The organism is Rhodoblastus sphagnicola (assembly GCF_002937075.1).
Taxonomy (GTDB): Bacteria; Pseudomonadota; Alphaproteobacteria; order Rhizobiales; family Beijerinckiaceae; genus Rhodoblastus; species Rhodoblastus sphagnicola.
In genome coordinates this window covers 127,084-148,375 of sequence record NZ_NHSJ01000087.1, presented here as the reverse complement: position 1 = coordinate 148,375, position 21,292 = coordinate 127,084, and the positions used below count along the sequence as shown (strand labels likewise).

At 64.4% G+C, this 21,292-nt stretch carries 20 protein-coding genes; 11 read left to right on the top strand and 9 right to left on the bottom strand.

The window, feature by feature from the left end:
* Positions 1-201 precede the first annotated feature (201 nt).
* From CCR94_RS14600 to CCR94_RS14585, 4 genes are all read left to right on the top strand, one after another.
* A complete protein-coding gene (locus tag CCR94_RS14600) occupies positions 202-1,116 on the top strand; it encodes a TIGR01459 family HAD-type hydrolase (protein WP_104508567.1) in 915 nt (304 codons plus the stop codon).
* Positions 1,117-1,199: 83 nt separating this feature from the next.
* Positions 1,200-1,661, top strand: coding sequence for a MaoC family dehydratase (locus tag CCR94_RS14595; RefSeq protein WP_104508566.1), 462 nt, complete (start codon positions 1,200-1,202; stop codon positions 1,659-1,661).
* 77 nt (positions 1,662-1,738) lie between these two features.
* Positions 1,739-2,707 carry a bifunctional riboflavin kinase/FAD synthetase gene (locus CCR94_RS14590; protein ID WP_104508565.1) on the top strand — a complete coding sequence of 323 codons (969 nt, stop codon included), beginning with the start codon at positions 1,739-1,741 and terminating at the stop codon, positions 2,705-2,707.
* A 95-nt stretch (positions 2,708-2,802) separates the two neighbouring features.
* Positions 2,803-4,875: an ABC transporter ATP-binding protein/permease gene (locus CCR94_RS14585; RefSeq protein ID WP_104508564.1), complete on the top strand. Its 2,073-nt coding sequence runs from the start codon at positions 2,803-2,805 to the stop codon at positions 4,873-4,875.
* Between the two features lie 175 nt (positions 4,876-5,050).
* Here CCR94_RS14585 and CCR94_RS14580 read toward each other — a convergent pair whose 3' ends face one another.
* From CCR94_RS14580 to CCR94_RS14570, 3 genes are all read right to left on the bottom strand, one after another.
* Complete coding sequence (locus tag CCR94_RS14580; protein WP_104508563.1) at positions 5,051-5,617, bottom strand: NnrU family protein; 567 nt, start codon at positions 5,615-5,617, stop codon at positions 5,051-5,053.
* A gap of 225 nt (positions 5,618-5,842) precedes the next feature.
* On the bottom strand, positions 5,843-6,778 hold the full coding sequence (locus CCR94_RS14575; RefSeq protein ID WP_104508562.1) for a hypothetical protein: 936 nt from the start codon (positions 6,776-6,778) through the stop codon (positions 5,843-5,845).
* A gap of 97 nt (positions 6,779-6,875) precedes the next feature.
* Positions 6,876-7,643, bottom strand: coding sequence for an OmpW/AlkL family protein (locus tag CCR94_RS14570; RefSeq protein ID WP_158254768.1), 768 nt, complete (start codon positions 7,641-7,643; stop codon positions 6,876-6,878).
* A 431-nt stretch (positions 7,644-8,074) separates the two neighbouring features.
* On the opposite strand from CCR94_RS14570, the gene dnaK reads away from it, so the two are divergent.
* The 7 genes from dnaK to CCR94_RS14530 all read left to right on the top strand — a co-directional run bounded on the left by dnaK (position 8,075) and on the right by CCR94_RS14530 (position 15,038).
* Positions 8,075-9,970 carry a molecular chaperone DnaK gene (gene dnaK / locus CCR94_RS14565; protein ID WP_104508560.1) on the top strand — a complete coding sequence of 632 codons (1,896 nt, stop codon included), beginning with the start codon at positions 8,075-8,077 and terminating at the stop codon, positions 9,968-9,970.
* Positions 9,971-10,170: 200 nt separating this feature from the next.
* Positions 10,171-11,307, top strand: coding sequence for a molecular chaperone DnaJ (gene dnaJ, locus CCR94_RS14555; protein WP_104508558.1), 1,137 nt, complete (start codon positions 10,171-10,173; stop codon positions 11,305-11,307).
* 153 nt (positions 11,308-11,460) lie between these two features.
* The gene (locus tag CCR94_RS14550; RefSeq protein ID WP_184421407.1) at positions 11,461-12,234 is read left to right on the top strand and encodes a class I SAM-dependent methyltransferase; all 774 of its coding nucleotides are present in this window, start codon (positions 11,461-11,463) and stop codon (positions 12,232-12,234) included.
* Between the two features lie 73 nt (positions 12,235-12,307).
* Positions 12,308-13,009: an orotidine-5'-phosphate decarboxylase gene (gene pyrF / locus CCR94_RS14545; protein ID WP_104508557.1), complete on the top strand. Its 702-nt coding sequence runs from the start codon at positions 12,308-12,310 to the stop codon at positions 13,007-13,009.
* Positions 13,010-13,138: 129 nt separating this feature from the next.
* Entirely contained in the window at positions 13,139-13,426 is a 288-nt protein-coding gene (locus CCR94_RS14540; protein ID WP_104508556.1) for a DUF1330 domain-containing protein, read from the top strand.
* 160 nt (positions 13,427-13,586) lie between these two features.
* Positions 13,587-14,384, top strand: coding sequence for a 4-hydroxy-tetrahydrodipicolinate reductase (dapB, locus tag CCR94_RS14535; RefSeq protein ID WP_104508626.1), 798 nt, complete (start codon positions 13,587-13,589; stop codon positions 14,382-14,384).
* 15 nt (positions 14,385-14,399) lie between these two features.
* Positions 14,400-15,038, top strand: a complete 639-nt coding sequence (locus tag CCR94_RS14530) for a 2,3-bisphosphoglycerate-dependent phosphoglycerate mutase (RefSeq protein ID WP_104508555.1) — start codon at positions 14,400-14,402, stop codon at positions 15,036-15,038.
* A 19-nt stretch (positions 15,039-15,057) separates the two neighbouring features.
* Here the strand turns inward: CCR94_RS14530 and CCR94_RS14525 are convergent, their stop codons facing one another.
* From CCR94_RS14525 to gshB, 6 genes are all read right to left on the bottom strand, one after another.
* Entirely contained in the window at positions 15,058-15,597 is a 540-nt protein-coding gene (locus tag CCR94_RS14525; RefSeq protein ID WP_146090007.1) for a hypothetical protein, read from the bottom strand.
* 38 nt (positions 15,598-15,635) lie between these two features.
* Positions 15,636-16,220 (bottom strand): alpha-ketoglutarate-dependent dioxygenase AlkB, encoded by a 585-nt coding sequence (locus CCR94_RS14520; protein WP_104508553.1) that lies wholly within the window; start codon positions 16,218-16,220, stop codon positions 15,636-15,638.
* Positions 16,221-16,253: 33 nt separating this feature from the next.
* Entirely contained in the window at positions 16,254-16,826 is a 573-nt protein-coding gene (gene grpE, locus CCR94_RS14515) for a nucleotide exchange factor GrpE (RefSeq protein ID WP_104508552.1), read from the bottom strand.
* Between the two features lie 186 nt (positions 16,827-17,012).
* Positions 17,013-17,456, bottom strand: a complete 444-nt coding sequence (locus tag CCR94_RS14510) for a CopD family protein (protein ID WP_104508625.1) — start codon at positions 17,454-17,456, stop codon at positions 17,013-17,015.
* A 42-nt stretch (positions 17,457-17,498) separates the two neighbouring features.
* Positions 17,499-20,306 (bottom strand): [protein-PII] uridylyltransferase, encoded by a 2,808-nt coding sequence (locus CCR94_RS14505; protein WP_244594079.1) that lies wholly within the window; start codon positions 20,304-20,306, stop codon positions 17,499-17,501.
* Positions 20,306-21,289, bottom strand: coding sequence for a glutathione synthase (gshB, locus tag CCR94_RS14500; RefSeq protein ID WP_104508551.1), 984 nt, complete (start codon positions 21,287-21,289; stop codon positions 20,306-20,308). The genes CCR94_RS14505 and gshB overlap by 1 nt, the downstream gene beginning before the upstream one ends.
* Between the last annotated feature and the right edge of the window lie 3 nt (positions 21,290-21,292).

The window sequence follows — 21,292 nt, the reverse complement described above, 5'->3', positions numbered from 1 at the left end:
AAAATCAACGTCTGTACGAGCGGCGCGAACATGCCGAGGACGACCTGTCATTCCTGGGAAGATTAGCGCCAACCGCGACTTCTTCTTCAAGGTGACGGCGACCTGCGCCTCGACCATCGCCAGCGGCGCGCCGACGCTGCAACGATAAAAGTTGACACGATTAGCATTGACTTGGGCGGCTGCGGCGGCTAGCCGCAGGTCATGACCGACCGCCGCCCAACAGACACGCCGCCAAGCCCCGCCACTGGACTCGCCGGGCTTTCGGCGATCGCCGAACGCTACGACGCCATTTTGTGCGACATCTGGGGCGTGCTGCACGACGGCGCCAAGGCGTTTCCGGCGGCGGCGCAGGCCCTGCGCGCCTTGCGGAAAACCGGGAAGGCGGTGGCGCTGGTCACCAACGCGCCGCGCCCGGATTACGAGGTGGCGGCGCAACTCACCGAACTGGGCGTCGCGCCCGATTGCTACGACGCCATCGCCACCTCCGGCGACGTGTCCGCCCGCGCCATCGCCAGCCGCCTGCCGTCCAAGCCCTTCCAGATTGGCCCCGACCGCGACCTGCCGCTTTACGACGCCGCCTCCCGCATGGCCGGCGTCGAGATCAGGCCCGTCGCCCTGGACGAGGCCGGATTCGTCGTCTGCACCGGGTTGGTCGAGGACACCGTCGAGACCCCCGCCGACTATGAGGCGGTCTTGAACGCCTGTCGGGCGAAAGACCTGCCGATGGTCTGCGCCAATCCCGATCTGGTGGTCTATCGCGGCAATCAACTGGTGTATTGCGCCGGCGCGCTCGCCGAGCGTTACGAACAATTGGGCGGCGCGGTCGAGCAGTCCGGCAAGCCCTACGCCCCGATCTATCGCGCGGCGCTCGCCATGCTGGAGAAGGCGCATGGCGTCTCGCTCGATCCCGCCCGCGTCCTGGCCATCGGCGACGCCATGCACACCGACATCGCCGGCGCGCAAAACATGGGCATGGATTGTGTCTGGATCACCACCGGCATCCACCGCGAGGATTTTCATGGTCGCGACGGCGCGCTCGACGCCGAGGCGCTGAAACAGTTTTTCGCCGATCAGGACAGGCCGCCGACCTTCTACATGGGCCGGCTGGCCTGGTGACGCCTCCCTTCGGCCACTCCCTTCGGCCAATGGACATGCGCCCACGCGCGCGCTTTGCTGCGGGCTGAACAAGAGGGAGTCCGATGACCGCGAAGTGGAAAACCTATTATTTCGAGGATTTGTGCCTCGGCATGCGCGAAACCATCAGCAAGACGGTCACGCATGACGATATCGTGAGCTTCGCGCATCTGTCGGGCGACCACAATCCGCTGCATCTCGACGACGATTTCGCCGCGCAGACCCAGTTCGGCAAGCGCGTCGCCCATGGCCTGTTCACCGCCAGCCTGATTTCCGCGATCATCGGCACACACATGCCCGGTCCCGGCGCGATCTACCTGCACCAGAGCCTCGATTTCAAGGGGCCGGTGCATATCGGCGACGAGGTGATCGTTTCCGTCGAAGTGGCCGAACTGATCGAGCGGGGAACGCGCTGCAAGTTATATTGCCTCGCGACCGTCGCCGGCAAGCCCGTGCTGGAGGGCGAGGCGCTGGTCAAAGTGCCCGCGCGGAAGGCGCCGGCGCCGAAGGACGTCGCCAAGGCCTGATTTTCGCATCGGGCTTGACGGTCGGGCGTTGGCGCCGGTTAAAAGGCGCCGACGCAAATCGTCAGCCGGATGGAATCATGGCGAAATCGGAAAAATTCGTTGTCAGCGTCGATCCCGAGGCGCCGCCGCCGGGGCTCGCGGGCGCCGTCGTCGCCATCGGCAATTTCGACGGCGTGCATCGCGGCCACCGCGCGGTGATTTTCCGCGCCAGGGATTTGGCGCGAAAACTCGGGCGTCCCTGCGTCGTGTTGACCTTCGAGCCGCATCCCGCCGATTTCTTCGCCGGCGCGCCCACCATCTTCCGGCTGACCTCGCGCGACGCCAAGGCGCACCGGCTGCGCGAACTCGGTCTCGACGGCATGGTGGTGATGAGTTTCGACGCCAAGCTGGCCGGGCTCGACGCGGAAGCCTTCCTGAGCGAAATTCTGCTGCGCCGGCTCGGCGCGGCGGCTGTTGTGGTCGGCTATGATTTCCATTTCGGCGCCAAGCGCGCGGGCACGCCCGCCTTCCTGCGCACACGCGGCGCGGAACTGGGCCTGACCGTCGAAATTGTCGAAAAGGTCACAGCCGACGAGCAGGGTTCGATCGAGGCCGTGTCCTCGACGGCCACGCGCGAGGCGCTCGTATCGGGCGATGTCGCGGCCGCCGCCGCCCTGCTGGGACATCCCTGGTCGGTCACGGGCGAGGTGATTCACGGCGCCAAGCTCGGGCGGACGCTGGGCTATCCCACCGCCAATCTCGCGCTCGACGAGACCTGCGGGCTGCGCCACGCCATCTATGCGGTCGAGGTCGAGGTCGACGGCGGCCGGTTGAAAGGCGTCGCCAGTTTCGGGCGGCGGCCGACGGTGGACAATGGCCCGCCGCTGCTGGAAATCCACATTTTCGACTTCGACGGCAATCTCTACGGCAAGGAGATCGAGGTGTTTTTTCTCGCCTTCCTGCGCAGGGAGGAAAAATTCGCCTCGCTCGACGTCATGCTGGAGCAAATCCGGCGCGACGAGGCGGAGGCGCGGCGAATCCTTGGCCCGCCCGCGCCGGCCGCATGACGAAAATTTAAGTCGCAATTCCGCCTGGGGGCTGCGCTAATTCGCGCTTCCCGCCCGTTTCGATCCCCCCGTTTCGATCCGATCCAAGGACTCGCATGAAAATTCTGGGCCTCGCCGTCGCTGTCTTCGCTCTCGTCGCCATCGGTCTCGGCATCGGGCAAGGCGACGCCATCCTGGAGCTGCTCGGCGGCTTCAGTCTGGTCGCCGCCCTGTGCTGCTGGCGCAGCGCCCCGGTGTCGCTGTTCCTGAAGATTTTCATCGCGCTGTTTTCGGTCGAGATCATCGCGTTCGGCCTGTGCGACTTCGCCAACCGCTTCGGCTATTGGCCAAAAATGCTGGCGGAGGCGCCGATCCCCTCGACCCTGCCGCTCACCGTGGCGGTGTTCGCCGTTCTGGTGTTCGCGGTTTCGCATCTGCCGGTGGTGCGCCGGCTCACCCGCATCGCCGACCGCTATTTTCACGCCGTCGCCCCGACCGTGGCGGGCTACGGCCCGATTCTCTTCAAGACGACCGAGCGGGCGCTGGCGACGGGCATGGTGGTCTTCCTGGTCCTGATCAACCAGGCGCAGGTGGCGATTTCGGTGCGGCTGAATTTCTTCAACCGCGATTTTTTCAACGCCATCCAGGAGAAGAACGGCCCGGAATTTTGGCACCTGCTGCTGTTCGTGTTCACGCCCTGGGCCTTCATCTATGTCGCCAGCGCGGTGATCGAATTCGTGGTGACCTCCTATCTCGTCATCCGCTGGCGCCGTTGGCTGACGCAATTCTACATTTCCCACTGGCTGTCCGGCCATGCTCATTACCGCATGTCGCTGGCCTCCGACGGGGCCGACAACCCGGACCAGCGTATTTCCGAAGATGTGGCGCGCTTCATCGATGGCGGCGCCGAGGGCGGCACTTATGGCTTCGGCGTCTACAATTATTCGATCATGCTGATCTCGACGCTGTCGTCGCTGGTGTCGTTCGCCATCCTGCTTTGGGGGCTGTCCGCCAATTTCACCCTTCCCGGCACCGACTTCGCCTTTCCCGGCATGCTGTTCTGGGTGGCGCTGCTTTACGCGGGCACGGGCACGGCGATCACCCACCTGATCGGTCGCCCGCTGGCGCGCATCCTGTTCACGCGACAGAAGGTCGAGGCGGATTTCCGCTTCTCGCTGGCGCGCTTGCGTGAATATAGCGAGCAGGTGGCGCTGCTGAAGGGCGAGAAGGCCGAGGCCGCCAGCCTCAAGGAGAAATTCGGCGCGCTGATCGGCAACTATCTCGAACTGGTCGACCAGCGCAAGAAACTCACCGCCTTCACCAGCCTGTACGGCCAGCTCAGCCCGATCATCCCCTACGTCTTCGCCGCGCCGTTCTATTTCTCCGGCAAGATCGCGCTGGGGGTGATGACCCAGACGGCCTCCGCATTCGGCCATGTCGAGGGCGCGCTGACCTTCTTCATTAATTATTACACCTCGCTGGCCGGCTTCGGCGCGGTGCTCAACCGTCTCACCGGTTTCGACGCCGCCATCGAGGCCGCGCGGACGCCGGCCGGCTTCAAGGTCGCGCACGCGGACTCGCTCGGCCTGCGCGGCGCGACCATTGCCCTGCCCGACGGCCGGGTGTTGCTGCGCGATGTCGATCTGGCGGTGCGGCGGGGACGGAACCTGCTGGTCACCGGACCGTCCGGCGCCGGCAAGTCCACTTTGTTCCGGGCGCTGTCGGGTCTGTGGCCCTATGGCGCGGGCGAGGTCGATCTCCCCTCCGACAAGGTGATGCTGCTGCCGCAAAAACCCTATCTGCCGATCGGTCCGCTGCGCGATGCGGCGGCCTATCCGGCCGAGCCGGAAAAATATGGCGACGCGGCGATCAAGGCCGCTCTGATCGACGCGCGCCTGCCGCAGCTGGCGGAAAAACTGGACGAAAGCGACAATTGGGGGCTGCGGCTCTCGGGCGGCGAGCAGCAGCGGCTGGCCATCGCCCGCGCTTTGCTGGCCAAGCCGGAATGGTTGCTGCTGGACGAGGCGACCGCCTCGCTCGACGAGGAGACGGAAGCCGCGATCTACCAAATCCTGGCCGAACGCCTGCCCATGACCACTCTGGTCTCGATCGGCCACCGCTCCACGCTCGCCGCCTGGCACGAGGCGCGGACGACGCTGCAAGGCGACGGCGCGCTGGCTGTGTCGTGATGGGAGGGTGGTGAAACACCCTTGGGGCCGCCCTCGCCCTTCGAGACAGCCGCTGCGCGGCTTCCTCAGGGTGAGGGCTAACCGAAACATAAGGGTTTGAAACCTGCATGAGTAGCCCTCGCCCTGAGGAGCCTGCGTCAGCAGGCGTCTCGAAGGCGAGGGCGGTCCACGAAACTTACAGCAGCGGCGCGCCCGCCCAGGCGTGGAGCCAGAACAGGGTCACGGCCCAGAGGATGCCGCCGGCGACGAGCGCCTTGATGTCGCCGCCAAGGCCGGTCGCCGGGGCTTTCAGCGCCACGCCGCGCGCGGTCACGGACAGGCGGTCGTAAACCGCATAGACCAGGAACGAGCCGAACAGCAGCAGCGACAAAAGATCGCCGTTGGCGAGGAGATGCGCCAGCGCCCAGACCGCGATGGCGGCGACCATCGGATGTTTGACCGCGTCGCGGATTTTCGAGGGGAAATTCGCGGCGGCGAGCAGCACGAACGAGACGAACATCAGCACGAAGGTCAAATGCTTCGTCCAATGTGGCGGCGTCCACAGTTGCGCGTCGGCGGGCGACCCGCGCAAAGCGCTGGCGCCGAAAACGATCAGGATCATGCCGGCGAAGGCGGGGAGTGTGACGACGCCTTTGTAGCCGTTTAGACCGAACCGCGTGATCAAGCCTTCGCGGGCGGCGGGAAAGGTCGGGATGAGATGCGATCCCAGAAAGAGAATCAGACCAAGGACGAGCAAAACCATTTCAGCGTTCCCCCAAGAGCATGATCCCAAAAAGTGGACACCGGTTTTTGGAAAAGATCATGCGAAAACGAAGACTCTGGAGCGCGATGCGTTTCCGTGGAAACGCATCGCGCTCTAAGGTGACGATGACCGCACTCTAGCCGAAACGAAGTGAAGGGCGGCAACATTTTCCGCGGCCGGCTGGCGTTGCGACGGGGTCAAGGAGAGCTGTTGGCGGCGCCGCTCTCAATACAGCCCGGGCTGCGCGGTTGGCGCGGCGGCGGGCGCAAGAGTGGTGGGGCGAGGCGCCGCAGCGGGTTTTCTCGGCGCCGCCTTGCGCGTGTTTTTCTCGGCTGCGCCCTTCTCCGCCTTCCTGTCGCCGGCGTCGTCGGCGAGGCGCGCGTGCAGCGCGAGGTCGCGGGCCTCGGTCAGCCGCAGGGCGCAGAAGCCGTGCGTCTCCTCCTTGTCGTAATCGCGGCAGGTTTTCGAGCGCGACGCGCCGAAATCGGCCTGGTCCTTGACAAGCAGCCGGGCGAGATCGGGCTTCTTCTTGAATTTATTCAATAAATCGCGGAAACGCGCCTGCGTGGACTTCTCCAGTCCGGCGCGTTCGCGTTCAAAGGTCTTGATCTGGCTTTCGCTGAACGAGGCGGCGGGCGGCCCCCAGAGGCCGCTGACATCGGCGCGGCAATCGGCCTGCATGAAGACGCAGGCGCCGAACGGCGTGCTGACGCGCAGGGCGCCGCCGAGCAGGTCGAGCAGCATCGGGCAGACGGAGGATTGCAGTTCGTATCGGGTGGCGCCGTCGGGCGCGCCCAGCGCCTTCAGCGTGATCGGCCCGTCGTCCCCCATCGCCACTTCGCAGGACTGGTTGGGATGGGAGACTTTCGCTCCGGCGAGCACAAGCCGGGTCACCCGCAAGTCGTCGCCAGTCTTCTCGACGGTCAGCACGCCGCGCGTCCCGTTGAGGCTGAGGGTCTGGCCGAGAATGGCGCTCTCCGCCGGGGGCTTCGGCCGGGAAACCGGGCCGGCCCCTTCCGTCTTGCGCGGGGCGGCGTGGGGCTTTGGCGGCGCCATGCTCTCGCCCTCGGGCGTCGGCGCGACCGCGCCGGGCAGGGCGAGTTGCGCCTGCGCCGACAGAGGCGCGAGGACCAGGGCGAAAATCAGGAGAAAGGCGCGCATCACGAAACGACTTCGATCAAGGATGACTTCATGCCGTCGCGCCCGATGAAGAAAGCCCCCCGGCGTCCGGAGGGCCTGGAGCAAAGCCGGGCGCGGCTCAGTATTTGGCGACGACCTCGCTTCCGAGCCCGATGTCCGACAGGCCGAAGCGATAGACAATGGCGGTCGACAGCAGCCAGGGGTTGAAATGGGCGTGCTGGACCACCGTGACGTTTCGGTACGGGCCGGAATTGACGATGCCGCGACCCTCAAGATAGGCGAAAGCCTTCGTCACGTCGAAGCTCACGCCCCAATGCTGGTTCAGCATGTAGTCGAAGCCGAACTTGACAACGGTGTTGAGCGCGCCGCTCACCCTGACGTCCCTGAGATAGGCGTTTTTGTTTTCGAACGAGAAACCGGGCGCGACGCCGACGCCGGCATAGGGCTGGAACGCGCCGAAATTGTCGAGGTGATAGACGACGGTGATGGGAACCAGCGCGGGCAAAAGCGTCGTCAGGTTCGTGCCGCTGGGCAGGAAGGGGTAAGTACCTTTGGTCTTGTCTGTGGCGGTCAGCGGAATACCGCCGGAAACGTTGATCGAGATGTTCTTCGTTACGAACCAGCCGAATTCGTAGCCGAAGGTGGCGACGTCGGAGATCGTCGCGTTCAGGCCCGTGTCGCCACGCGGGGTGTAGAGTTTCGAGCGCGACTCGTTGATCGCATAGGTGAAGCCGCCCTTCACGAAGAAGGGCAGGAAGGTCTCGGCCACGGGCGGCGGCGCGAGCGGCTCCTTGGAGCTGGGCAGGTCGGCGGCTTGCGCGGCGACGGAAAAAGAGCAGACGAGAGCGGTGGTTCCCAGCGTCTTGGCCAACAGATTGCAGTTCAATGGACGTCTCCCTGGTTTGCTTACTAGTTTACTTGTGAACTTTTTTTTCAAATTGCAGGGGCCGGGCCAAAAAGTCAATGCACCATAGCATTGTTTACGCTTCTGGCGCAGGATGCCCCAGGGGGAGGATTTCGTATCCAAGCGGCTGAAAAAAAACAATAAACACCTATTACTCTCGCAAGTCCGTCCAAATTTGCGCCGGTTCGGGCGCAATTTGGTCCCCGCGTGGCGAAATTACAACATTTTTGCGACCGGATGGCGAATGCTGGCCTTTCGCCTTGCGGGCAAAAATCCGCGCCCCTATATCAGCCACGCTCTTGCATTCGCGCATCGCGCTCCCAATCTCACACATCGTCGGGGACCGGGCGAAAAAGACGCCCAGGCCGGACCGCTCCGGGGTTCGGCGGTTCTGCGAGGAAAGGACATATACAATGGCTAAAGTTATCGGCATCGATCTCGGCACCACCAATTCCTGCGTTGCGGTGATGGAGGGGTCGACCCCCAAGGTGATCGAAAACGCCGAAGGCGCGCGCACCACGCCGTCGATCATCGCTTTCACCGACGACGGCGAGCGCCTCGTCGGCCAGCCGGCCAAGCGTCAGGCCGTCACCAATCCGGAAAACACCTTCTTCGCGATCAAGCGTCTGATCGGCCGCACCTTCGTCGATCCGATGACCAAGAAGGACATGGGTCTTGTTCCCTACAAGATCGTCAAGGCCGGCAATGGCGACGCCTGGGTCGAGGCGTCAGGCAAGACCTATTCGCCGTCGCAGATTTCCGCCTTCACCCTCCAGAAGATGAAGGAGACGGCGGAATCCTATCTCGGCCAGAGCGTCACCCAGGCCGTCATCACCGTTCCCGCCTATTTCAACGACGCCCAGCGCCAGGCCACCAAGGACGCCGGCAAGATCGCCGGCCTCGAAGTGCTGCGCATCATCAACGAACCGACGGCCGCCGCCCTGGCCTATGGCCTCGACAAGAAGGGCTCCGGCACGATCGCAGTCTATGACCTCGGCGGCGGCACCTTCGACGTGTCGGTGCTGGAAATCGGCGACGGCGTGTTCGAGGTGAAGTCCACCAACGGCGACACCTTCCTCGGCGGTGAAGACTTCGACATGCGCCTCGTCGAATATCTTGCCGACGAGTTCAAGAAGGACAACGGCATCGACCTGAAGAAGGACAAGCTGGCCCTGCAGCGCCTGAAGGAAGCGGCGGAAAAGGCCAAGATCGAACTGTCCTCGGCGGTGCAGACCGACATCAACCTGCCCTATATCACCGCCGACGCCTCCGGCCCGAAGCATCTGACGCTGAAACTGACCCGCGCCAAATACGAGGCCCTGGTCGATGACCTGATTCAGCGCACCATCGAGCCGTGCAAGAAGGCGCTCAAGGACGCCGGCCTGTCGGCGGCCGAGATCAACGAAGTGGTTCTGGTCGGCGGCATGACCCGCATGCCCAAGGTCCAGGAGGTGGTGAAGCAGTTCTTCGGCAAGGAGCCGCACAAGGGCGTCAACCCCGATGAAGTCGTGGCCATCGGCGCGGCGGTCCAGGCCGGCGTGTTGCAGGGCGACGTCAAGGACGTGCTGCTGCTCGACGTGACCCCGCTGTCGCTGGGCATTGAGACGCTCGGCGGCGTGTTCACCCGCCTGATCGACCGCAACACCACCATCCCCACCAAGAAGAGCCAGGTGTTCTCCACGGCGGAAGACAACCAGACGGCGGTGACCATCCGGGTGTTCCAGGGCGAGCGCGAAATGGCCGCCGACAACAAGGCGCTCGGCCAGTTCGACCTCGTCGGCCTGCCGCCGGCCCCGCGCGGCATGCCGCAAGTCGAGGTGACCTTCGACATCGACGCCAACGGCATCGTGTCGGTGACCGCCAAGGACAAGGCGACCGGCAAGGAGCAGCAGATCCGCATCCAGGCCTCCGGCGGCCTGTCGGAAGGCGACATCGAGAAGATGGTGAAGGACGCTGAAGCCCATGCGGCCGAGGACAAGGCGCGCCGCGCCCTGGTCGACGCCAAGAACCAGGGCGAGGCTCTGGTCCATGCGTCCGAGAAGCAACTGGCGGAGTTTGGCGAAAAGGCCTCCGAAGCCGACAAGAGCGTGATCACGGCGGCGATCGCCGCGCTGAAGACCGCGCTGGAAGGCGAGGATGTCGAGGCGATCACCGCCAAGACCAACGAACTGGCGCAGGCGCAGATGAAGCTTGGCGAGGCCATGTACAAGGCCGAGCAGGCGGCGGGCGCCGAAGGCGCCGCCAAGCCCGAAGAGGACGTGATCGACGCCGACTTCAAGGAAGTCAAGGACGACAAGAAGGGTCACTGACCCCAGGCCGGCGCGTGATCCGCGCCGGCTTTTTCCTTTTCATTGATCGGCGTGGCTTGCTTTTCGTGCGCGCAAGCTTTAGCTCGCCGCAACTCAAAAGCGTTTTCAAGCGAAGTGGATTCCGGTTCGCGAGAAGAAAACGTGTAAATCGAGAAATGTGAGGCGTCACGCGCGCCGCGAAGAATCTGGATCAAGCCGCTATGGCCAAGCGCTGTTACTATGAAGTCCTTGGAGTCGCCCGCACCGTTTCGGAAGGAGAGCTGAAAAGCGCCTTCCGCAAGCAGGCGATTCAATATCATCCGGACAAGAATCCGGGCGACCATACTGCGGAAGCCAAGTTCAAGGAAATCAACGAGGCCTATCAGGTCCTGTCCGACGCGCAGAAGCGCGCGGCTTACGATCGTGGCGGCCATGCCGCCTTGGAGCAGGGCGGCGCCGGTTTTGGCGGCTTTGGCATGGGCGAGGGCTTCGCCGCCTCCATGGCCGATATTTTCGACGACCTGTTCGGCGACGTGATGGGTGGGCGGCGCGGCGGCGCCCGGACGGCCGGCCGCGAGCGCGGCGCCGATCTGCGCTACAATATGGAAGTCTCGCTGGAGGAAGCGTTCCGGGGCAAGTCGGCGGCGCTGAAAATCCCCACCTCCGTTGCGTGCGAAACCTGCTCCGGCAGCGGCGCCAAGGCTGGCTCCAAGCCCAAGACATGCACGACCTGCGGCGGTCACGGTCGCGTGCGGGCGCAGCAGGGCTTTTTCTCGATCGAGCGCACCTGCCCAGGCTGTCAGGGCCGCGGCGAGGTGATCGACAATCCCTGCCCCACCTGTTCGGGTTCCGGCCGCGTCACCAAGGACCGGTCGCTCTCCGTGAACATTCCCGCCGGCATCGAGGACGGCACCCGCATCCGTCTGGCCGGGGAGGGCGAGGCTGGCATGCGCGGCGGCCCGGCGGGCGATCTCTACATCTTCCTGTCGATCAAGCCGCATCCCTATTTCCAGCGCGAGGGCGCCGACCTCTATTGCCGTGTGCCGATCTCCATGGTGCAGGCGGCGCTCGGCGGCGAGGTCAAGGTGCGCGGCGTCGATGGCGTCGAGATCAAGATCAAGGTGGACGAGGGCACGCAATCCGGCCGGCAGTTCAAGATCAAGGGCCGGGGCATGCCGGTTTTACGCGCCAGGGACTTTGGCGACCTGTACATCCAGGCCAATGTCGAGACACCGCAGAACCTGACCCGGCGCCAGAAGGAACTGCTGCATGAATTCGACCAGGAATCGACCAACAAGACCCATCCGGAATCTTCGGGCTTTTTCGCGAAGATGAAGGATTTCTTCGACCTGGCCTGATCTGTTCCTTGAGGGCGCCTGCGGCGCGAGGTCGCGCTGCTGACCTAACCTCACATTCCGCTTGCAAATCCGTTGCGGATGACGCTTTCTTGACGTGGCCTGTTTTGTAATTAATTTATGACAGGCACTTGGTCGAATTGATAGGCATTGTCCGTGAGCGCGCAAAAAAGTCCAGTGGCGAGAAACGGGTCGCGGCCCAGATTTCCTCTGGACGTCGATCTGGGCGACGAAGCGCGCTTCATCCGCTCCTGGCTGGAAAACCCCAAGATCGCCGGCGCCATCGCGCCTTCCGGACGGTTTCTGGCGCGGGCGCTGGCGCAATGCGTCAATCCCGTCGCGCGCGGCCCGATCATCGAACTCGGGCCGGGCACCGGGCCGGTGACGCAGGCGCTGCTGGCGCGCGGCGTGCCGCGCGCCAAGCTGGTGCTGGTGGAATATGAAAAGAGTTTTTGCACGCTGCTGGCCAAGAAATTTCCCGGCGTGAAGATCGTGCGCGGCGACGCCTACCGGCTTGCCGAGACGCTGAAGGGCGTTATCGGCGAAAAGCCGTCGGCGATCGTGTCGAGTCTGCCTTTGCTGACCATGCCGGAAGATGACCGGCTCACGCTGTTGCAGCAGGCCTTCGACCTGATGGGCGAGGGCGGGCGATTCGTGCAATTCACCTATGGCGTGAAATCTCCGGTCCCTACGGATTTGGGCCACAACCTGCATGTCCGCATCCAGGCGCTGGCCCCCATCTGGCTCAACCTGCCGCCGGCGCGCATCTACATTTATCGGCGCGCGCATGGCCCGACGCAGTTCCGGGAGCCGCCGGACGTGATCGATATGATCTTGCGCCGGTCGCGCCAGGCCGCCCAGGAAATCCGCGACGAAATCGCCGAGGCGCGGGCGCGGATCGCTTCCAATGGGCGCGGGTCGGGGCGGTAAGCTCCGCCGCGCATTTTGCCCTTATGCGGTTTGACGTCTATAAGGCCCGGCAAAACTCAAGCCGGAAGATCCAATGCCCAAAACCGCCAGCGACCGCCTGATCGTCGCGCTCGACCTTCCCGATGTCGCGGCGGCCCGCGACATGGTCGCCGCGCTGGGAGACGCCGTCTCGTTCTACAAGATCGGCATGGAGTTGGCCTATGGCGGCGGCCTCGCCCTGGTCGAGGAATTTTCGCGCGCCGGCAAGCAGATTTTCGTCGATCTGAAACTGCACGACATCGGCAATACCGTCGAAAAAGCGACGGCGCAAATCGCCAAACTCGGAGCGCGCTTCTTGACCGTTCACGCCTTGCCCCAGACGCTTGCGGCGGCGAAACGCGGCTCGGAAGGCTCCACCCTTCAGGTGTTGGGCGTCACCGTGATGACCTCCTACGACGACGCCGATCTCGCCGCCTGCGGCTACCGCCTGAATGTCTGCGACCTCGTGGCGTTGCGCGCGCGACAGGCGCGCGACGCCGGGATCGCCGGGTTGATCCTGTCGCCGGAAGAACTGGTTTCCACCCGCGCGCTCGTCGGCCAATCCCTGCTGCTGGTGACGCCGGGCGTGCGGCCGGCGGGCGCGGCGCTGGGCGACCAGAAGCGGGTGGCTACGCCGTCTGAGGCTTTCGCGCGCGGCGCCGATCACATTGTGGTGGGGCGGCCTATCCTGGCGGCGCCCGACCCGCGCGCCGCCGCGCGCGCCATCCAGGCTGAGATCGCGCAAGCGAGATCGTAAAAAAAGTAACGCCGGGCGTACCTCCGGCCCGGCGCTTGTCCGCTGTCGATGGGGCAACGACCGCAGACAGGAAATTGTCTAAAGGCGCATTGTGAAATGCAAGTGACGGAAACAGGACGAGATCAAGACATGGCCAAAGCCTATATCATCGCCAGCGTGGACGTGACCGATTCCGAAGCCTATGCCAGATATGCGGCTCTGGCGCCCGAGGCGATGAAGAAATACAACGCCCGCGTCCTCGCGCGCGGCGGCCGCTCGGAAGCGCTTGAGGGCGCCGCTCGGTCGCGCAATGTCATTCTGGAATTCGACGATTACGAGACCGCCAAGGCTTACTATCACTCCGCCGAATACCAGAATGCGCGGTCGCACCGCATCGGCGCCGCCGATTTTCATATGACCTTGGTCGAAGGGGCCTGAGCCTTTCGGCGGCGGGCCAAAGGGCTTAAGCATGATCCCAAAAAGGGGACGCCGGTTTTTAGAAAAGATCATGCGAAAATAAAGAGTCTGGAGCGCGATGCGTTTGCGTGGAAACGCATCGCGCTCCAGAACAGCGGCAATGGAGTCTTCAATGGGAAAGATGCGGCTTGTCGTGGTCGGCGCCGCCGGCCGCATGGGGCAAATGCTGGTGAAGGCGATCGCGGCCAATGAGGGCGCGACGCTCGGCGCTGCGTTGGAGCGTCCAGGTTCCCCGGCGCTCGGTCGCGACGCCGGCGAACTCGCGGGTGTCGGCGCCTTGGGCGTAAAAATCGCCGACGATCCGCTCCATGCGCTGCTCGACGCCGATGGCGTGATCGACTTTTCCACGCCGGCGGTGACGGTGGAGATCGCGGCGCTGGCCGCGCAGGCGCGCATCGTCCATGTCATCGGCACGACGGGCCTGTCCGCCGACGATCTGCAAAAGCTCGACGCGGCGGCGCGTCACGCGACCATCGTGCGCTCCGGCAATATGAGCCTCGGCGTCAATCTGCTGGCCGGCCTCGTCAAAAAGGTCGCGGCCACTCTTGGCGCCGACTGGGATATTGAAATTCTCGAAATGCATCACCGCATGAAGGTGGACGCGCCCTCCGGCACGGCGCTGCTGCTGGGCGAGGCGGCGGCGACGGGGCGCGAGGTCGCGCTGTCGGACGTCAGCGTGCGCGAAAGAAACGGCCATACGGGAGCGCGCAAGGCGGGCGACATCGGTTTCGCGACGCTGCGCGGCGGCACGGTGGTTGGCGACCACAGCGTGATCTTCGCCGGCGCCGGCGAGCGCCTCGAACTGGTCCATCGCGCCGAGGATCGCGGTATTTTCGCCATTGGCGCCGTGCGCGCGGCGTTGTGGGGACATGGCAAGACGCCGGGAATGTATTCCATGGCCGACGTGCTCGGCCTGTAGTCATAGGAGTTACATATGTCTGAACGTTTGCTGGTTCTGGTCCGTCATGGCCAGAGCGACTGGAATCTGAAGAACCTGTTCACCGGCTGGAAGGATCCGGACCTGACCGAACTCGGCGTGTCCGAAGCCAAGGCGGCGGGCCAGGGCCTGAAGAAACTGGGCCTTGCCTTTGACACCGCCTTCACCTCCGACCTGACCCGCGCTCAGCACACCTTGAACCTCATCCTCGGCGAACTCGGCCAGACCGGCCTGCATGTCGAGAAGAGCCAGGCGCTGAACGAGCGCGACTACGGCGACCTCTCGGGCCTCAACAAGGACGACGCGCGGAAAAAATGGGGCGAGGACCAGGTCCATCTGTGGCGCCGCTCCTATGACGTGCCCCCGCCCGGCGGCGAGAGTTTGAAAGACACGGTGGCGCGCGCGCTGCCCTATTACAACCAGCACATCCTGCCGGCGGTTTTGCGCGGCGAGCGCGTGATTGTCGCGGCGCACGGCAATTCGCTGCGCGCGCTCGTGATGGTGCTCGACGGCCTGACCCCCGAGACCATTCCGAGCATGGAGCTGGCGACCGGCGTGCCGCTGGTCTACCGCCTCAAGGCGGATTCGACGGTGGAGTCGAAGCAGGTGCTGGAGCCGGCCAAGGCCGAAGCCTGATCTATGGCCCCGCGCGCGGTTATGCGCGCGCGGGTTCGTCCGCCTGAGCCGCCGCCGGTTCGATCGCGTCGAGCAGATCGGTGACGATAAGGCCGATGGCGTTGACGCTCGTCGCGGTGAAGCGGGGGTAGAACACCCAGTATTCCCGGCGGTTGGCGGAGTCGCGTCCGAGCCGGACCTCGATCTTTCCCGCGGCGGTTTCGATCACCGCCGGGAAGGGAGGGAGCGTGTGCGATTGGCGCGCGCCCGGGTGTTTCAGCGCCCTGAGCTGCTCCACCAGCGCCTTGGTCTTGAGGAAGGCGTGGCCGTCCACGGAAGCCGAGCGCGGCTCGGCGGCGACAACGGGCATGATCTCCCGCCGCGCCACCCAGCCGACCGTTTCGGGGTTGGCGGCCTCGATGACGGGCAATTCGAGACGGATAGCGTTCTCACGCTCGCGGGCGGCCTTGGCGGCGCGCTTGTTCTCCTTGAGGATTCGGGCGTTGCGGAAGGCGATCCCAATGAACGTGATGGCAACGAAGAACAAGACGAGGGTGATGGCTTCATCGGATAAGAACATGGTCGCACCGCGCGGGTTGATTTGCGCGAAGACAGATATCACCGCGCGCGTCTCAGCGTCAGGTTAATCCGTCCGGGCGGGTCGAGCAAAGTCGAAGTTCCCGGCAGGATCTTGTCGACGCCATGAAACATTTTTCGCGCGGGGCCGCCAAAAACCAGCACATCGCCGGAGTCCAGCGCCAGAGCCTGCGTCGATCCGCCGCGGGCAACGCCGCCGATACGGAAGCGGCAGGCGTCGCCCAAGGAGATCGAGACGATCGGGGCGTCAAAATCCTGTTCGTCCACGTCCTGGTGCGCGCCCATCCGGGCGTTGCAATCGTAATAATTGATCAGGCAGGCGTCAGGATCCCTGGGATAGCCGGTGAGATCGCGCCACAGCGCCAGCAGACGTTCGGGCATGGGCGGCCACGGCTGGCCGGTGTCGGGATGATCAGGCTGATAGCGATAGCCGGACACGTCCGACACCCAGCCGAGCGGGCCACAATTGCTCATGCGGACCGAAAAGTTTTTGCGCGTGCGCGGCATGACCGGCTGGAACAGGGGGGCAATGCGCAAAATCTCGCGGATTTCGTCGCGCAAAGCCTCCTGCGCGGCCTGGTCCAGCGCCGATTTATAGAGGCGCAGGCCGCGGGGCCAAGGGTCAACATCTCGAAGGCGTCAGGCTTTGGGGCCGCCTCGGGCGACGCCGACCTTGGCCGGGCGCAACACGCGCTCGCCGATGGCGAAGCCGTCTTCCACCACCTGCGCCACCGTGCCGGTGGGAATGCTTTCGTCCGGGATTTCGAACAGGGCTTCGTGGAAGTTCGGGTCGAATTTCTGGCCCTTGGGATCGAGTTTGCGCACGCCGTGGCGTTGCAGGCGCGAGATGAAATCGCGCTCGGTGAGTTCGATGCCTTCGATGAAGGTTTTCAGGGCCGGGTCGCTTTCGCGCGCTTCCGCCGGCACATTGTCCAGCGAACGGTGCAAATTGTCGGCGAAGGTCAGCATGTCCCGGGCGAAGGAGGCGACGCCATAGATTTTCGCGTCGGTGACTTCCTTCTCGGTGCGGCGGCGGAGATTTTCCATTTCCGCAAGGGTGCGCAGCACCTTGTCCTTCAGGCTGGCGTTTTCGGCGATCAGGGCCTGGACGGCGGCGGCGTCGCGCTCTGCGTCGGACTGCGGGGCGTCGGCGGCCGGGGTTTCGGCTTTCAGCGATTCTGCCTCGTTCTGCGGGGTCTGTTCGTCGCTCATGGAGTCTCTCGTTGAAGGAATTGTGGCCTGCATTTGGGGCTGTTCGCCCCAAAAATCAAGCCAAGCGCACGCGCCGAAGCAATTGCGCGCCGGAGGGCGATCGACGTCGCCCTCACCGGCGCGGCGAAAACGGCCCGTTTCGAAGCACGCGGGTGGTCCACCCGTTTGCCCATGGTCGCCGCGCGGTCAGAACGGCCGCACGATCACGAAAATCACCACCAGGATCGTCGCGATCGCCGGCGCCTCATTGGCGATGCGCAGGGTTTTCTCCGCGACAGGCCGCTTGCCGAGGCTCATCTTCTTGCCGAGGCTGACCATCCACAGGTGATAGGCCGTGAGCAGGACCACGATCAGCAGCTTGGCGTGCAGCCAGTAATTGCCCTCGAACCCGATGTTGAAGGCGAGCGACAGGCCGAAAACCCACGAGGCGATCAGCGCCGGCGTCAGGATGATGTAGCGCAGGCGGTTGCACCGCTCGGTCCACTGCGCTTCTTCCTTCGACCCCGGCTGGGTCGAGTGCATGTAGATGAGATAGCGCGGCAGGGCGAACAGCCCGGCGATCCAGAAGAACACGAACGCCACATGGGCCGTCTTCACCCACAAATACGAATCACCCAACCAACCGATCATTTCCAACTCCAAAAATTCGCATCAAATCGTCCGGAAACCGAATCACGCTGATTCCACGGCGCGCGGCTTGCCGGCGAACACATCGAGCAGATGTCGCCGCAAAGCTGCGTGCCTGGCGGGATTGATAACCTTCGCCCCCGTCAGGTCCGTGACATAGAAGGCGTCCACCGCCTTTTCGCCGAAGGTGACGATATGGGCGGAGGCAATGTTAAGATTCAGCTTCGACAGGGTGAATGTCAAATCGTGCAGCAAGCCCGGCCGATCGAGGCCGGACACCTCGACCACGCTGTATTTGTGCGACAGACTGTTGTCGATGACGACATCGGGCGGCACCGAGAAGGTTTCGGCGCGATCCGGCGTGCTCTCGGCCTTGGCCGCGAGCAGTTCGGTGACGCGGATCTCGCCGCGCAGGGCCTGTTCGATCGACTTCGCCACCCGCGCCGCGCGCCGCAATTCGTCGGAATCCTGGTCGAAGGCGCGGCTGATGCTGATCGTGTCCAGCGCCAGTCCGTCGGCGGTGGTGAAGACCTGGGCGTCCACGATATTGGCGCCGCCGACGGCGCAGGCGCCCGCGATGATCGAGAGCAGGCGGGGATGGTCGGGCGCCACCACGGTCAGTTCGGTGACGCCGCGAAAAACGTCGGTCGAATATTCGGTCGCCAGCGAATTCAGCTCCACCGCCGAGGCGTAAAGCAATTGCGCGTGCTGGATCTTGTGCGGCAGATCGACCTTGAGCCAATAGGCCGGATAATGCCGCGCGACATAATCGGCGAATTCCGGGTCGGACCAGGCCGGCAATTTTTCGCGCAGTTCCCGCTGCGACCGCTCCACCCGGCTCTTGCGGTCCACGGAGGAATGGCCGCCGGCCAGCACCAGTTCGGTCTCCCAGTACAGCGTGCGCAAAAGCTCGCCCTTCCAGCCGTTCCAGACGCCCGGCCCGACGGCGCGAATGTCGCTGACCGTGAGCACGCTGAGCATTTTCAGCCGCTCGATGCTCTGCACCGTGCGCGCAAAACCCTCGATGGTGCGGGGGTCGGCGAGATCGCGGCTTTGCGCGATATTGGACATGGTGAGATGCTGCTCGACCAGCCAGGCGGCGCTTTCGGTTTCGGCGTCGGTGAGGCCGAGGCGCGGCCCGATTTTTCGCGCCAGCGCCGCGCCGGCATGGGAATGGTCCTCGGGGCGGCCCTTGGCGATGTCGTGCAGCAGCACCGCCAGATAAAGCGCGCGGCGATGGGTGATGGTCGGCATGATCTCGCTGGTGAGCGGCAGCTCGGCCTTCAAGTGCCCCAGTTCGATCGAGGCCAGTTCGCGCACCGCGCGCAAAAGGTGTTCGTCCACCGTGTAATGGTGGTACATGTTGAACTGCATCAGCGCGACAATGCGGCCGAATTCGGTGATGAAGCGGCCGAGCACGCCCGCCTCGTTCATCAAGCGCAAGGCCCGCTCGCTCGATTGCGGGTTGGTGAGAATTTCGAGGAACAGCCGGTTGGCTTCCGGATTGGCGCGCAGCTTGGCGTCAATGCGCGGCAGGCTCTGCGTCACCAGCCGCAGCGCGTCCGGGTGGATCGGCATTTCATTATGCGCGGCCACCCAGAACAGTTTGATCAGATTGACCGGATCCTTGGCGAACACGTCGTTGGAGGGCACGGTGACGCGGTCGGTCTCGATGGCGAAGGGGCCGAGGTCGCGCGGCTTTGCGCGGCGGCGCAGCGTCCCGAAAATACGGTCGAACACGGCGCGGGGCTTGGCCTGGCGCTCTTCCAGCGCGGCGCAAACGATGTTGGTGAGGTCGCCGACGTTTTTCGCGGTGACGAAATAGCGCTTCATGAAGCGCTCGACCATGGAAAGGCCGGCGCCCGGCTTGAAACCGAGTCTTTCCGCGAGCACGCGCTGGATGTCGAAGCTCAGCCGCTCCTCGGCGCGCCCGGTGTAGAAATGCATGTGGCAACGCACCGACCACAGGAAATTCTCGCAGCGGCGGAACAGCCGCTGCTCCTGCTCGCTGAACAGGCCGGCGGCGACCAGCGCTTCGACATCGTGGACCCGATAGGCGTATTTTGCGATCCAGAACAGGGTGTTGAGATCGCGCAAGCCGCCCTTGCCCTCCTTAACGTTGGGCTCGACCAGATAGCGCGACGATCCCGCGCGGCGCACCCGCTCGTCGCGCTCGGCCAGCTTGGCCGCGACGAATTCCGGCGCGGTGGTGCGCACGATCTCCTGGTCGAACCGCGTCAACAGCGTGTCGAGCAGGGTTTGGTCGCCAAGAATGTAGCGGGTCTCGATCAGCGTGGTGCGGATCGTCATGTCGCCCTTGGCCTGGCGCAGGCATTCCTCGACGGTGCGGGTGGCGTGGCCGACCTTCTGCTTGAGATCCCAGAGGAAATACAGGATGGCCTCGACGATCGATTCGGCGCTGGCGCGGCCCTTGCCGTTGAGCAGGAACAAGAGGTCGATGTCCGAACCGGGCGCCAGCGCGCCGCGTCCGTAGCCGCCCACCGCGATCACGCACAGGGGCGTCGATTCCGCGTCTGGAACGATGAATTTGGTCACGCAGGTGTGGATGGCGCGAAGAATCTCGTCTTCGACATAGGCGAGATGCGCGCCGCAGGCGAGGCCGCCGCCGCCGGATTCAAGCTCCGCCCGCGCCGTTTCCGCGCCCTTGGCGAGGGCCTCGGCGAGCACTTCGACCGCCGCCTTGCGGAACTCCCGCGCATTGGTTCCGAGCGTTTCTGCGCATTCGGCGATCCGCGCGTCGATCCGCGCGCGATCGATCAGCGTCTTCATCGGCAATTCGAGGCGCGGCCCGTTCCATTTGGCCTGGGACGCCGGCGCGGTCAGAACGGTCATCACGCTTCCGCCTTCGGGCTTTCGGATTTCTGGCTTTCGGACTTTTTGGCTTCGATCGCGTCCCAGATGGCGACGGCGAGATCGGGGCCGCCGGTGCGCTTGATCGCCCTGACGCCCGTCGGCGAGGTCACGTTGATCTCGGTGAGCCAGCCGTCGATCACGTCGATTCCGACGAAAACCAGACCGCGCCGTTTCAGTTCCGGGCCGATGGTGGCGCAGATTTCCTTTTCGCGCTCGGTGAGGCCGGCCGCTTCGGCGGCGCCGCCGCGCACCATGTTGGAGCGGATGTCGTTTTCGGCCGGCACGCGATTGACCGCGCCGCGCGGCTGGCCATCGACCAGAATGATGCGTTTGTCGCCCTTCTTCACCTCGGGCAGGAATTTCTGCACCACCCATTGCTCGCGGAACGAAGTGGCGAACAGGTCGTAAAGCGAGCCGTAATTGGCGTCCTGATGCTGAAGCTTGAACACGGCGGCGCCGCCGTGGCCGTGCAGCGGCTTCATCACGACTTCATCATGTTCGGCGCGGAAGGCGTCGATCGCCGCCTTGTCGCGGGTGATCAGGGTTGGCGGCATCAACTGCGGAAAGTCCATCACGAACAGTTTTTCCGGCGCGTTGCGCACGCTGGCGGGATCGTTGACCACCAAAGTCTCGCCGCCGATCTTTTCCAACAGATGGGTCGAGGTGATATAGGACAGGTCGAACGGCGGATCCTGGCGCAGCAGCACGACATCCATGTCGCGCAGGAAGATTTCGCGCGGGGTTCCCAGGGTGAAATGGTCCCCGGCGATGTCGCGCACCGACAGGGTTTGCGCCGTCGCCACCACGTCGCGCCCGCGCAAGGAAAGCTTGTCGGGCGTATAATAGAGAATTTCAAATCCTCTCGCGCGTCCCTCCAGCAGCAGGGCGAAAGTGGAATCTCCGGCGATGTTGATGCGCTCGATCGGATCCATTTGCACGGCGATACGGGTGATCTGGCTCATTCC